General features: G+C 68.5%; 10 protein-coding genes. 4 read left to right on the top strand and 6 right to left on the bottom strand.

All coding sequences use genetic code 11. The features are described 5' to 3' along the window. Positions 1-7 precede the first annotated feature (7 nt). The 5 genes from AC1RU4_RS20315 to AC1RU4_RS20295 all read right to left on the bottom strand — a co-directional run bounded on the left by AC1RU4_RS20315 (position 8) and on the right by AC1RU4_RS20295 (position 5489). Positions 8-796 (bottom strand): carbohydrate ABC transporter permease, encoded by a 789-nt coding sequence (locus AC1RU4_RS20315; RefSeq protein WP_492892954.1) that lies wholly within the window; start codon positions 794-796, stop codon positions 8-10. After that, on the bottom strand, positions 793-1698 hold the full coding sequence (locus AC1RU4_RS20310; RefSeq protein WP_492892953.1) for a carbohydrate ABC transporter permease: 906 nt from the start codon (positions 1696-1698) through the stop codon (positions 793-795). The genes AC1RU4_RS20315 and AC1RU4_RS20310 overlap by 4 nt, the downstream gene beginning before the upstream one ends. Positions 1699-1701: 3 nt before the next feature. Further along, entirely contained in the window at positions 1702-2772 is a 1071-nt protein-coding gene (locus AC1RU4_RS20305) for an ABC transporter ATP-binding protein (RefSeq protein ID WP_492892952.1), read from the bottom strand. 2 nt (positions 2773-2774) lie between these two features. After that, complete coding sequence (locus tag AC1RU4_RS20300; protein WP_492892951.1) at positions 2775-3881, bottom strand: ABC transporter ATP-binding protein; 1107 nt, start codon at positions 3879-3881, stop codon at positions 2775-2777. A gap of 96 nt (positions 3882-3977) precedes the next feature. Further along, positions 3978-5489, bottom strand: a complete 1512-nt coding sequence (locus AC1RU4_RS20295) for an FGGY-family carbohydrate kinase (protein WP_492892950.1) — start codon at positions 5487-5489, stop codon at positions 3978-3980. 277 nt (positions 5490-5766) lie between these two features. On the opposite strand from AC1RU4_RS20295, the gene AC1RU4_RS20290 reads away from it, so the two are divergent. Next, on the top strand, positions 5767-7470 hold the full coding sequence (locus tag AC1RU4_RS20290) for a glycerol-3-phosphate dehydrogenase/oxidase (RefSeq protein WP_492892949.1): 1704 nt from the start codon (positions 5767-5769) through the stop codon (positions 7468-7470). Next, positions 7470-8279, top strand: coding sequence for a GntR family transcriptional regulator (locus AC1RU4_RS20285; protein WP_492892948.1), 810 nt, complete (start codon positions 7470-7472; stop codon positions 8277-8279). Before AC1RU4_RS20290 ends, AC1RU4_RS20285 begins: the two co-directional genes overlap by 1 nt. Here the strand turns inward: AC1RU4_RS20285 and AC1RU4_RS20280 are convergent. Then, positions 8266-9258: a sugar-binding transcriptional regulator gene (locus AC1RU4_RS20280; RefSeq protein WP_492892947.1), complete on the bottom strand. Its 993-nt coding sequence runs from the start codon at positions 9256-9258 to the stop codon at positions 8266-8268. The genes AC1RU4_RS20285 and AC1RU4_RS20280 overlap by 14 nt on opposite strands. Positions 9259-9498: 240 nt before the next feature. Between AC1RU4_RS20280 and AC1RU4_RS20275 the strand changes: the two genes are divergently transcribed. Further along, positions 9499-11271, top strand: coding sequence for a thiamine pyrophosphate-binding protein (locus AC1RU4_RS20275; RefSeq protein ID WP_492892946.1), 1773 nt, complete (start codon positions 9499-9501; stop codon positions 11269-11271). Between the two features lie 246 nt (positions 11272-11517). Next, positions 11518-12828 (top strand): amidase, encoded by a 1311-nt coding sequence (locus AC1RU4_RS20270; RefSeq protein WP_492892945.1) that lies wholly within the window; start codon positions 11518-11520, stop codon positions 12826-12828. Positions 12829-12992: the final 164 nt, after the last annotated feature.

The raw sequence follows: 12992 nt of genomic DNA, 5'->3' as shown, positions 1-12992 counted from the left end.
AGCCTCCTTACACCCGCCCGAGGGCAAAGCCCTTGGCGATGTGATTGCGGACGAACCAGATGACGAGCGCGCCGGGAATGAGGGTGAGCACGCCGGCGGCGGCGAGCAGGCCCCAGTCGATGCCGGAGGCCGAGACCGAGCGCGTCATGATCGCGGAGATCGCCTTGCTGTTGGTCAGCGTGCGGGCGAGCAGCAGTTCCACCCACGAGAACATGAAGCAGAAGAACGCCGCCACCCCGATGCCGTTGGCGATCAGCGGCATGAAGATCTTCACGAAGAACGTCGGGAACGGATAGCCGTCGATGCGCGCGGTCTCGTCGATCTCCCGCGGCACGCCGGAGATGAAGCCCTCCAGGATCCACACCGCCAGCGGCACGTTGAAGATGCAATGGGCGAGTGCGACCGCCCACACCGTGTCGAACAGCCCGATCGAGGAGTAGAGGTTGAAATAGGGCAGCGCGAACACCGCCGCCGGCGCCATGCGGTTGGTCAGCAGCCAGAAGAACAGGTGCTTGTCGCCGAGGAAAGTGTAGCGCGAGAAGGCATAGGCGGCCGGCAGGGCGACGCTGATCGAGATGAGCGTGTTGAGCGTCACATAGGTGAGCGAGAACACGAAGCCGTCGAACCACTCCGGCTGGGTGAAGATGACGGTGTAGTTCTTCAGGGTCGGCTGCGTCGGCCACAGCGTCATCGTGGTCGATATTTCGACATTGTCCTTGAAGGACAGGTTGATGAGCCAGTAGAGCGGCAGCATCAGGCAGATGAGATAGGCGTAGAAGACGATCCGGCGGGTCATGACCGGGGCTCCTGACTGTCGGAGGTCTGGCTGTCGCGGGTGACGAGGACCGTGTAGAACACCCAGCACACCGTCAGCACGATGAGGGTGTAGACGATCGACATGGCGGCGGCCTTGCCGAGGTCGAACTGGCCGAGCGCGATCTTCACGAGGTCGATGGACAGCACGGTGGTGGCGTTGCCGGGTCCGCCGCCGGTCACCACGAAGGGCTCGGTGTAGATCATGAAGCTGTCCATGAAGCGCAGCAGCACGCCGATCATCAGGACCCGGCCGAGCTTGGGCAGCTCGATGCGGCGGAACACGTCGAGGCGCGAGGCGCCGTCGATGCGCGCCGCCTGGTAATAGGCGTCGGGGATCGACTTCAGCCCGGCGAAGCAGAGCAGCGCCACGAGGCTGGTCCAGTGCCACACATCCATGGCGATGAGCACCACCCAGGCGTCGGCGACGTTTCTGGTGGGGTTGAAGTCGACCCCCGCCCAGTTGATCAGCCAGCCGAACAGCCCGATGTCGGATCGGGTGTAGAGCAGCCAGATCATGCCGACCACGTTCCACGGGACAAGAAGCGGCAGCGCCATCACCACCAGCCCGACGGCGAGCTGGGTGCCGTGGCGCGGCATGCACAGCGCCACTAGGATGCCGAGCGGCACCTCGATGGCGAGGATGGCGAGGGAGAAGGCGGTGGAGCGCCCGAGCGCGGCGAGGAAGCGTCCGCCGAGCTCGCTCGAGGGGTCGAGCAGCTCCAGATACCAGCCGGTGCCGTTCCAGAAGAACTGGTTGTTGCCGAAGGAATCCTGGAACGAGTAGTTCACCACCGTCATCAGCGGCAGGATGGCGTTGAAGGCGACCAGCGCGAACACCGGCAGCACGAAGAACCAGGCGCGGTTGTCGAAGGGCTTTGTCATGGCTCACACCACCAGCCGGCTGTCGGCATAGACGTGGATCTGTGTGGGATCGAAGGCGATGCGCGCCTCCGGCCCGGTCGGCGGCGGCTCGCCCTCCGGCACGACCGCGGCGAGGCGCTGGCCCTCGAAGGCGATGCGCGCATAGCGCACCCGCCCGAGGTCCTCGATCCGCTCGACGCGCACCGCGTGGCCCGGCCCCGAGGTGAGACGCAGATGGTCGGGCCGGATGCCGATCTCCACCCGCGCCGCCACCGGCAGCGCCGCATAGGGGCGGGCGAGGCCGATCACCGCCTGGCCGACCCGCGCGCGGGCGCCGTCCACCTCGGCGGGCATGAGGTTCATGCCCGGCGAACCGATGAAATGGCCGATGAAGGTGTGGGCGGGGCGGTCGTAGAGCTCGTCTGGCCGGCCGGACTGCACGATGCCGCCATCGTGCATTACCACCACCGTGTCGGCGAAGGTCAGAGCCTCGGTCTGGTCATGCGTCACATAGATCATGGTAATGTCGAGGGCGCGGTGCAGCGCCTTCAGCTTGGAGCGCAGCTCCCATTTCAGCGCCGGGTCGATGACGGTCAGCGGTTCGTCGAACAGCACCGCGGCCACATCCGGCCGCACGAGGCCGCGCCCCAGCGAGATCTTCTGCTTGGCGTCGGCCCCGAGCCCCCGCGCCCGACGCTGCAGGTCCGGGGCAAGGTCGAGCAGGGCGGCGATCTCGCGCACCCGCGCATCGACGCGGCCCTTGTCCAGCCCGCGATTGCGCAGCGGGAAGGCGAGGTTCTCGTAGACGGTCATGGTGTCGTAGACGACAGGGAACTGGAACACCTGCGCGATGTTGCGCCGCTCGGTTGGCAGGCGGGCGACGTCGGTGCCGTCGAAGAGCACCTTTCCGTGCGAGGGCACGACGAGGCCGGAGATGATGTTGAGCAGCGTGGTCTTGCCGCAGCCGGAGGGCCCGAGCAGCGCATAGGCGCCGCCCTGCCGCCAGGTGGTGGTCATTGGTTTGAGCGCGTAGTCGGAGAGCTGCGCGCTGGGCCAGTAGGCGTGGGCCAGGTCGACGAGTTCGATGCGTGCCATGGTCAGCCTCCCACGCGCAGCGGCGCGCCAGGCGCCGCGCTGTCGGGCGCGATCATCACGCGCCCGCCGGAATCGAAGACGAACATCCGCGCCGGATCGACATGCACGACGATGGGCGCGCCCGGCACCAGCTCGTGCACGCCCGGCGCCAGCGCCACCCAGCGCAGCGCGCCCGCATGGATGTGGATGTAGCTTTCCGAGCCGGTGATCTCGGTGACGTCCACCGTGCCGGTGAAGGCCAGCGTCCCCGCTCCGGGCGCGAGGCGCAGGTGATGGGCACGCACGCCGAGCCGGTAGGCGCCGTCGGCCAGCCCCGCGAGCGGCCCGCCGGCGGGCACCGCGGCACCGCCCGCCAGCACGAGGCTCGCCCCGCGCTTCTCGACGGAGGCGATGTTCATCGGCGGATCGGAGAAGGTCTGCGCGGCGGCGAGGTCCACAGGCCGGCGATAGACCTGTGCCGCCGGGCCGAACTGCAGCAGCCGCCCTTCCGACAGGCAGGCGGTGTTGCCGCCGAGCATGAGCGCCTCGGCCGGCTCCGTGGTGGCATAGACGAAGATGGCGTTGGTCTCGGCGAAGATGCGCGGCAGCTCCTCGCGCAACTCCTCGCGCAGCTTGTAGTCGAGATTGGCGAGCGGCTCGTCCAGCAGCACCAGATCGGCCCGGCGCACCACGGCGCGGGCGATGGCGCAGCGCTGCTGCTGGCCCCCGGAAAGCTGGAGCGGCGTCTTCTGGAGATGCGCCTCCAGCTTGAGCAGCGCGGCGGCGGCGCGCACCCGCGCGTCGATCTCCGCCTTCGGCACCTTCCGCACCCGCAAAGGCGAGGCGATATTCTCGTAGACGGTGAGCGCCGGATAATTGATGAACTGCTGGTAGACCATCGCCACCGAACGCTTCTTCACGTTCAGCTCGGTGACGTCCTGTCCGTCGGCGAAAAGGCGCCCGCTGGTGGGCGGGTCAAGCCCGGCCATCACTCGCATCAGCGAGGTCTTGCCCGAGCGCGTCGGGCCGAGCAGCACGTTGACGGTGCCGCGTTCCAAGGTCAGGTCGACGCCGCACAGATGGTCCTGCCCACCGACCGTGAGGAAAATATCCTGGAGCGACAACGACATGGGTGCCTCGAAATGCGGACGCGAGGGATCGCTCGCGCGGACGGGCCGCTGCGCGTGCGGGCGGTATCGGATGGCCCGGCGGGCCTTTTCAGGCGATCAGGATCGGGTCCAGTCCCGCGCCAGCGCGTGGGTCAGGCCGAGGAAACGGGCATATTTCGTGGCATGTGCGGCGTGGCGAACCGTGGAGGGCTCCCACCGCTCGCGCACCCGTACCATCCCCTTGATCGCGCTGTCGAAATCCTTGTAGGCGCCGATGGCGACCGCCGAGGCGATGGCGACGCCCTGTGCCCCGAGTTCGGTGCCGTCGGTCACCTCCACCGGCAGGCCGAGCACGTCGGCGAACATCTGCGCCCAGATGGCGCTGCGCGAGGCGCCGCCGGCGAGCCGGATGGTGGTGGGCCTGGCCGCGTCATAGCCGGAAAGCAGCCGCTCGATATCGACGCGGTGGGCATAGGCGATGCCCTCGAAGATGCCGCGCAGCACGTCGCCGAGCTTGTCCGAGCGCTTCAGCCCGAGCAGCCCTGCCGGCGCCCCGCCCGGCCCGCCGAACAGATAGGGGAAGAACAGGATGTCGTTCTCGCGGTCGAGCGCGTCGCGCACATAGTCGTTGCACACGTCGTAGACCGAGATGCCGCTGGAGAGCGCCCGCGCCGCCTCGGCGTCGAGGATCTCGCGGCAGAACCACTCGAAATTCGAGGCGGAAGTGGCCGCGCCCTCGGTGGCCAGCACCTGTCCGCCGACCGGATAGGGCATCTGCAGGAAGGGCGGCACCGACAGGCGCGGCTGGTCGTGCAAGGTGGAATTGATGCTGAAGGTGCCGGCGATCATCGACAGCCGGTCGGGGGAGACGACGCCGGAGGCGAGTGCCGCCGAGGCGACGTCCACCACCCCGCGCACCACCGGGGTGCCCTCCTTGAGGCCGGTCTGCCGCGAAGCGCCCTGCGTCACCCGGCCGACCACCTCGGCGGAGGGGCCGATCTCCGGCATCACGTCGAGCCACGCGGCGATGCCGAGGTCGCGGAACACCTCACGGGCATAGTCCCCCTTCTCGACGTCGATGGCGCCGGCGATGCCGGCATCGGTTGGATCGGTGGAGAAGTCGCCGCACAGCCGCCCGCGCAGGAAGTCCTTGCAGAACAGCACCCGTTCGGTGCGCGCCACCGTCTCCGGCTCGTGCTGGGAGAACCATGCCATCAGCGCGATGGCCTGACCCGGCCAGACCCGCTGCTGGATGCGCCGGGCGGTGACGCCGGCGCGGCCGTTGCCTTCCCACCCGGCGACGAGATCGGCGGCGCGGCTGTCCGTGGAGACCACGCCGGGGCGGACGGGGTCGCCCTCGCGGTCGGTCAGGTAGATGCCGCTGCCATAGCCGGAGCAGGAGACGCCCACCACGTCGTCCGGCGAGGTGCCGGTCACCTCCAGCACCGAGGCGATGGCTTCGCAGGCGGCCTGCCACATGCGCTCGGGGTCGCGCTCGGTGTGGCCGGGGCCGGGGAAGAGCATCTGGTTGGGGCGGCGTTCACAGGCCAGCTCGCGACCGTCGAGATCGAACAAGGCGGCCTTCGTCATCGTCCCGCCGGCATCGATGCCGATCAGGCGTTCCCTCATGGCGTCCTCCTGGTGCCGGCAATCGCCGGCGCGGCCTCGTTTGCCGAAGCTCAACACGTAATTACATGTTTGATCATATCGCCGGGATTTGCGTCGTCAATGTCTTTCGCATCGCTTTATAATGCTGCATCGCAATGTTCTCGTAACGCAAACACGCGCCGATTGACAGGTCTCGTGCGATGTGGTCGTTCTAACTTGTCATTATAAGTTACGGCGGATTGTCGCGGTCCTCCGGCCGGCGGCCGGTCCGCTCGTCCGAGCCTCAGAGGAGCGTGCCATGTTGTCCCGCGACGTCATTCTCGATGCCCTGCGTTCGGGCCCCGGGCGCGGGCGTTCCGGGCCGGAGGTGCTGATCATCGGCGCCGGCATCAACGGCATCGGCGTGTTTCGCGATCTCGCCGTGCAGGGCGTGCCCTCGCTGCTGGTCGACATGGGAGATGTCTGCTCGGCGACCAGCGCCGCCTCCTCGCGGCTGATCCATGGCGGGCTGCGCTATCTCGAGATCGGCGAGTTCGCGCTGGTGCGCGAATCCGTCGAGGAGCGCAACCGCCTGCTGCTCGACGCCCCGCATCTGGTGCGGCCGATCCGGGTGCGGGTGCCGATCGCCAACCGCTTCAGCGGCGCGCTCGCCTCGGTGGGCCGCTTTCTCGGCTGGGTGCGCACGCCGGGGCCGAAGGGGGCCTTCGTCGTCGCGCTGGGGCTCCGGGTCTACGACCTGTTCAACCGCCGCGACCAGACCATGCCCAACCACCGCATGGTGCCCGCCCGCGAGTTCCGCGCGCAGATGCCGGCGCTGGCGTCGTCGACACGCTACGTCGCCGAATATCACGACGCCCGCCTCACCGCGCCGGAGCGACTGGGCCTCGAACTGGTCGCACAGGCCGAGCAGATGTGCCCCGAGGCGCAGGCGGCCACCTATCTGGCCGTGATCGGCCGCGAGGGTGGACGCATCCTGCTCGCCGACGCGCTCACCGGCGAGCGTTTCGCGGTGACGCCGAAGCTGGTGGTGAACTGCGCCGGCGCCCGCGTCGACGAGGTGGACGGGCGCTTCGGCATCAATGAGAGGCTGATCGGCGGCACCAAGGGCTCGCATCTGGTGGTGCGCAACCGCGCCTTCGTCGAGAGCCTCGCCGACACCATGATCTATTTCGAGACGCCCGATCATCGCATCTGCCTCGCCTATCCGCTGGACGACACGCATGTGCTGGTCGGCACCACCGATCTGCGCACCGACGATCCCGGCGACACGGTCTGCTCGGAGACGGAGATCGACTACCTGTTCGAGGTGATGGAGATGGCGATGCCTGCCATCCGGCTGGATCGCGGCCAGATCGTCCACACCTATGCCGGCATCCGACCGCTGCCGGCGAGCGAGGGGACGGCCGGCGCCATCAGCCGCGATCACTCCCTCCGCACTTTTCCGCCGCAGGGGGATCGTCCCTTCCCGGTGCTGTCGCTGGTCGGCGGCAAGTGGACGACCTTCCGCGCCTGCGCCGAGGAGATCGCCGACGAGGTGCTCGCGCGCATCGGCCAAGCGCGGCGTCGCTCCACCGCCGGCATCGCCATCGGCGGCGGCGCCGGCTGGCCCGCCGACCGCGCGCGCTACGTCGCCGAACTCGCCCACCGCTTCGACCTGACCCCAGCGCGGGCGCGCACCTTGTTCGACCGTTACGGCACCGCAGCGGCAAAACGCCTCGAAGGCTTTGCACCGCAACGTGAAATTCCGTTGACGACGCTTGCCGACTATTCGTATCAGGAGATAGCGGCCATCGCCCGCGAGGAGCGCGTGGTCCGGCTGGAGGACATGGTGCTTCGCCGTACCCACATCGCGCTGCTTGGCCATGCGACGCCTGAATCGCTCGACGAGCTCGGCGCGGTGGTCGGCGAGGTGCTGGACTGGTCGGCGGAGCGCATCGCGCAGGAAGTGGCGGCGACCGCCCATGTGATCGCCACGCGGCATCTTCTGCCGGGAAGGACGTGATGAACGAGGTACGTCGCCGCGCGCCGCGGACCGAGACCCATCTGGTGCCGACGCTGAAAGCACTGGCGGAGCGGGACAACGGCCTGCGCGACAACGGCTCCGGCCTGCCGCTCTGGTCGCAGGTGAAGTCGGCGCTGCTGACGCTGATCGTCACCGAGAAATTGCCGGAAAACGCCCGGTTGCCCTCCGAATCCGAGCTGTGCGACAGTTTCGGCGTCTCTCGCACCGTGGTGCGCGAGGCGCTGAACCAGCTGGTGTCCGAGCGCGTCATCTATAAGCTGCAAGGCAAGGGCGCCTTCGTCGCCCCCAAGCGCGACGATCACGGCTTCCTCGGCTCGAATATCGGCTTTTCCGGCGAGCTGCACCACACCAACCACTCGGTGAGCCGCGCCATCCTGCGCCAGGAACTGGTGACGCCGGACGAGCGTGTCCGCCAGATGCTGCGGCTCGGCCCGAACGAGCCGGTGGTGGCGCTGGACCGGGTGCTGAGCGTCGACGGCATGCCGCGCATCCTCGTCTACACCTTCATCAACCTGCGGCTCACGCCCGGCTTCGAGCAGGTGCCGATGCAGAACCGCTCGCTCTACGACACCCTGGCGCGGCGCTACGGCATCACCATGAAGCGCGCCGAGCGCTGGTTGGAGGCCGTCACCGCGACGCCCGAGCAGGCACGGCTGCTGGCGATCCCCAAGGGGGCGCCGGTGATCGCCATCGAATCCATCACCTACATGCAGACCGACGAGCCGGTGGAATACTACACCGCCGTCTACCGCACCGACCAGGCGCGGCTGCATTTCATCGTGAGCTGACCTCCAGCACCGCGCCGGCGGTGTCCTCGTCGGTGACCAGAACATCGGCGTAGCCGCCGCGCAGCATCGCCGCGATCGCCTCCACCTTGGAGGGGCCGCCCCCGACACAGATGCGGGTCGGCACCGCCAGGAAATCCTCGCGCGGCATGGACACGTGCCGGTCGTCGAGCTCGGTGCGCACCTGCTGGCCGTCGCGGTCGAGGAAATAGCCCGACACGAAGCCCACGGCCCCGTGCGCCCGATAATCGGCGAGCGTCGGCTCGGTCATGAAGCCGCTGTGCATCAGCGAGGTGCCCTCGCCGAGATCGGTGACGCCGAACAGGGTGAGGTCGCAGTTCCGCAGCAGGGCGAAATGCTGGGCGACGATGGGCTCCTCCATCAGCCGCTGCTTCATCTCGGGGCTGGAGACGATGCCCGGAGCCAGCATGTTGACGCAGCGCCCGCCCACCTTCAGCGCGATGTTGGAGGTGCACAGCTCGGGCGAGAAATCATAGGTGCCGATGGCGCTGCCGGTGATCTGGGCGATGGTGGTGCCCGGCAGGTTGAGCGTAGCGAGTGCCTTCGACAAGGCCATCACCGTGCGCCCCCAGGCGACGCCGAGCACGCTGTCGGCGCCGATGCGCGTCTCGAGCAGCCGCGCGCCCAGCCCGGCGATGCGCTCGATCACCGGCCGCCCATTGCCGTCGGCGGGCACCACATAGCATTCCGCCAAGCCGGTCGCGGCGCACAGCGCCTGCGACAGCCGCAGCCCCTGTATGCGGTCGAGATTGATGGCGACGCTCACCACCCCCTCGTCGCGGGCTTTCTGCAACAGGTTGAACACCGAGGCGCGGGAGATGCCGAAGCGGCCGGCGATCTCGTCCTGCTTCAGTCCCTCCTCGTAATAGAGCCAGGCGGCGGCAAGCACCGGGTCGAGCGCGAAGCCCGTATCCCCGGCGGCCGGAATCCTCGCGCCCTCGCGCGCGCCCCGCTTTGCCATGCTCGTTCCGAACTCCCGCTGCATCCGCGATTCGCCGCGCCGATCATACGCACTTCCCCCGCGCGTTCGGCGGGGTGATCGATTGTGGCGTTTGCCAGTATACAATGAAATTAGACATTGACGAAATTCATATCTTATTGAATTATGCCATGAACAAGGCAGCCTCCCGTCGCCGCTGCCGCTCGCGCCACCTGCTTGTCGCACCCAAGGCGCGCGCCCTTCCATCCCAAGGAGAGTTCCATGTCCCATATGGGTGATCTCGTCGCCGAGATGCTGGCGCGCTATGGCGTCGAGCTGGTGTTCGGCATGCCGGGCGGGCAGACCACCGCGCTGCATGACGGCATCTCGCGCCGCACCGACCGCATCCGCCATGTGCTGATGCGCGATGAGCGCAACGCCGCCTATGCCGCCGATGCCTATGCCCGCCTCACCGGCAAGCCGGGCGTGTGCGACGTCACCGTCGGGCCGGGAGCCAACCTGCTGCCGGCCGGCTTCATCGAGGCGCTCAACGCCTCGGTGCCGATGATCGGCATTGTCGGCGAGCTGCCGCTGGACTGGCTCACCCTCAAGGAGAAGGGCATCGCCTCGCAGGGCTTCGACCAGCTCTCCTTCTTCAAGACCATCACCAAGGACAGCTGGCTGGTGCCCTCGCGGACGGCGCTGCCGGAGATGATCCGCACCGCCTTCCGCGTCGCCACCTCGCCGCGCCCCGGCCCGGTGGCGCTGATCATTCCGCACGACATCTTCGACGCGGAGTGGAACGAGGAGGAGATCAGGATCGGCATCGACAAGCGGGCGATCCATGCGCCCTTCCTGCGCTCCGCGCCCACCGGTACGGCGGTCGCCGAGGCGGTGGCGCTGATCGAGCGGGCGAAGCGACCGGCGGTGGTGTTCGGCGGCGGCGTCCACGGCGCCGACGCCTGTGCCGAGGCAACCGCCTTCGCCGAGAAGTTCGGCGGCCTCGCGGTGACCAGCCTCACCGGGCGCGGCGCCGTACCGGAGACGGCGGATTATGCCGCCGGCGCGCTGAATCCGCTGGGGTCCTGGGCGGCGATCGAGCTCGTCAAGGAGGCCGATCTCATCATCTGGTGCGGCTCCAAGGCCAGCCAGAACACTGCGATGAACTGGACGCTGCCGCTGCCCGAGCAGGCCACCATCACCATCGACTGCGACCCTAACGAGCACGGCCGCACCTTCCTGCCGACGGTGGCGATGCTCGGCGACGTGCGCGAGGGGCTGATCCTGCTCAATGCCGGGCTGGAGCCGCAATCGCACCCCGACTGGCAGGCGCGCATCGTCGAGGTGAAGGCCGAGGGCGAGCGGCAGAAGCGCGTGGAGATCGAGAGCGAGCAACTGCCGCTGCACCCGGCGCGGGTGATGGCGGAGGTGGCGGCGCGGCTCGGCGCCGATGACATCGTGGTGTCCGACGCCAGCTTCTCCGCCGGCTGGATTGCCAACTACATCCCGGCGCGCCGGGCCGGCCGCCAGTTCCTCTATGCGCGCGGACAGGGCGGCCTCGGCTATTCCACCCCCGCCGCCGTGGGCGCGGCGGAGACCCGGCCGGATACCCGCATCGTCACCGTCGCCGGCGACGGGGCATTCTCCTACACCATCGGCGAACTGGCGACGCAGGCGCAGCGCAACCAGAAGGTCGTCAATGTGGTGCTGAACAATGGCCGGCTCGGCTGGATCCAGCTCTGGCAGGAGATCTTCTTCAAGAACGTGCAGTCGGCGCTGCTGGAGAGCCAGAGCTGCCATCCGAATTTCGCCGCGGCGGCGAGTGGGCTCGGCCTGAAGGGGATCTATGTCGAGAAGCCGGACGAGCTCGGTCCGGCGCTCGACGCCGCCTTCGCCTATGACGGCCCTTCGGTGGTGGAGGTGCGGGTGGACGATCTCGCCACCCCGATCCACAGCTTCAAGCGCCGCATGCGCGAGGGCTCGGACATGCCACGTCCGCGTCCGGGCACCGTCTACAAGCTGCGCGACTGGAAGGTGAGCCCGGACCTGCCTTGAGCGTCGTTTCCCAGGCCGAAACGGCCGTGATGCACCGGCTCCCCCTTGGAGCCGGCGCGATGCCATGCTGGCGCGGCCCCGCAACTGTAAGCGGCGACTACTCGGTCCCGTCGGCTTCCAGCCGCGAACGGTCGTCACCTCCCGTTTCCGTTGCGGTTCGGGCGGCGTGCTGGTGACTGCAGCCATCATTGCCTGGGGGCGAGCCTCGGTCATAGTCGCGACGTCGCATAGCGGGAGCCGCGAGCCATGGTCCATGATTCCGCTCTCCCGTCGGTCCGGTCGCTGGCGGAGGGATATCGCGCCGGCCGCTTCACGCCGGTCGACGTCTGTCGCCACGCGATGGAACGACTGCGGGCCTGGGAGCCCAAGCTGAACGCCTTCATCGATCCGATGATGGATGCGGTGATTCAACAGGCCGAGCAGGCCACCGTTGAACTGGCTGCGGGAAGGGACAAGGGGCCCCTGCACGGCATTCCCGTCGCCATCAAGGACATCATCGATATCGCCGGAGTGGCGACGACTTACGCGACAAAAGCCGTCGCCCCGCGGGTTGCCGCGATGGATGCCGCCTGCGTGCAGCGTCTGCGGCAGGCGGGGGCCATCCTGTTCGGCAAGACAAATCTGCTGGAATTCGCTTACGGTATCGTCCATCCCGACTTCGGCCAGACCAACAACCCGTTCGACCCGTCGCGCACCGCAGGTGGCTCCAGCGGCGGATCGGCGGCAGCCGTGGCGGCGGGAATCGTGCCGCTCGCGCTTGGCACGGATACGGGCGGCTCGGTCCGGGCGCCGGCCGCCTATTGCGGGATCGTCGGGTTCAAGCCGACCTACGGACTGCTGCCGCTGGACGGCGTCTATCCCCTGTCCCCGAGCCTCGATCACCTCGGTATTCTCGGCCGGAACGGGGAGGATGTCGCTCTCGCGCTGGCCGCGTTGGCGCCGTCCGCGCTCCCGAACCCCGAGCGCTCCTCCAGCATCCGTCTCGGGACGGCACGCAACCAGTGGGACCATCCGGCGGTGCGGCCGGAGGTGCGCGCCTGCGTCGAGGCGGCTCTGCATCGTCTCCGAGCCGCCGGGGTGCAGATCGCGGAGATCGACCTTCCCGCGCCTGAAGCAATGACTGCGGCGCTGCTCGACATCCTGCTGCCCGAGGCGGCGCTGGTCCATGCGCGGACATTCCGGCACGACGCGTCGGGATACGCGGCCGGCACGGCCGCACAGATCCGCGCCGGCCTCAGCCTGCCGGCGCTGCGCTACCTGGAAGCGAAGCAGCGCCAGCAGGCGTGGACCGCGGAACTGGATGGGGTCTTCCACGAGGTTGATGCGATCATCGCGCCAACCGTCCCCTTCGTCGCTCCCGACACCGACCCGGCCCTGAGCGCTGAGGGTGACGATGAAATCCTCACCTTGACCCACGCCAATCTCACGGGCGCGCCGAGCGTCTCGATCCCCTGCCGCCACGCGGGTGGATTGCCCGTCGGGCTTCAGTTCACCGGAAGGCATGGCGACGATGCGCGGCTGCTTGCCCTCGTGCGCGGGCTGGAACTGTTGCTGTAGCGCCGCTCACGCCACGGCACACCACGCCACGGCACGGCGAAGACGCGCGGCCTCGTCGATGTCGGCCGCGAGCTGGTCGACCCGTTGCGGATCGGCGTCACCCGCTCCGGCGCCCTGGGGAGCACCGCGTTCGCCGGCACCGGAAACGGCAGTTCGACGCCGGC

This window comes from Ancylobacter sp. GW821-FHT10E12 (assembly GCF_058809335.1).
Note: the sequence above shows the minus strand (reverse complement) of the source record. Positions and strands in the feature narration are given on the sequence as shown.

Coding starts and splice junctions, on each gene's coding strand:
- AC1RU4_RS20315 (WP_492892954.1), bottom strand. CDS start 796: ATGACCCGCCGGATCGTCTTCTACGCCTATCTCATCTGCCTGATGCTG.
- AC1RU4_RS20310 (WP_492892953.1), bottom strand. CDS start 1,698: ATGACAAAGCCCTTCGACAACCGCGCCTGGTTCTTCGTGCTGCCGGTG.
- AC1RU4_RS20305 (WP_492892952.1), bottom strand. CDS start 2,772: ATGGCACGCATCGAACTCGTCGACCTGGCCCACGCCTACTGGCCCAGC.
- AC1RU4_RS20300 (WP_492892951.1), bottom strand. CDS start 3,881: ATGTCGTTGTCGCTCCAGGATATTTTCCTCACGGTCGGTGGGCAGGAC.
- AC1RU4_RS20295 (WP_492892950.1), bottom strand. CDS start 5,489: ATGAGGGAACGCCTGATCGGCATCGATGCCGGCGGGACGATGACGAAG.
- AC1RU4_RS20290 (WP_492892949.1), top strand. CDS start 5,767: ATGTTGTCCCGCGACGTCATTCTCGATGCCCTGCGTTCGGGCCCCGGG.
- AC1RU4_RS20285 (WP_492892948.1), top strand. CDS start 7,470: ATGAACGAGGTACGTCGCCGCGCGCCGCGGACCGAGACCCATCTGGTG.
- AC1RU4_RS20280 (WP_492892947.1), bottom strand. CDS start 9,258: ATGGCAAAGCGGGGCGCGCGCGAGGGCGCGAGGATTCCGGCCGCCGGG.
- AC1RU4_RS20275 (WP_492892946.1), top strand. CDS start 9,499: ATGTCCCATATGGGTGATCTCGTCGCCGAGATGCTGGCGCGCTATGGC.
- AC1RU4_RS20270 (WP_492892945.1), top strand. CDS start 11,518: ATGGTCCATGATTCCGCTCTCCCGTCGGTCCGGTCGCTGGCGGAGGGA.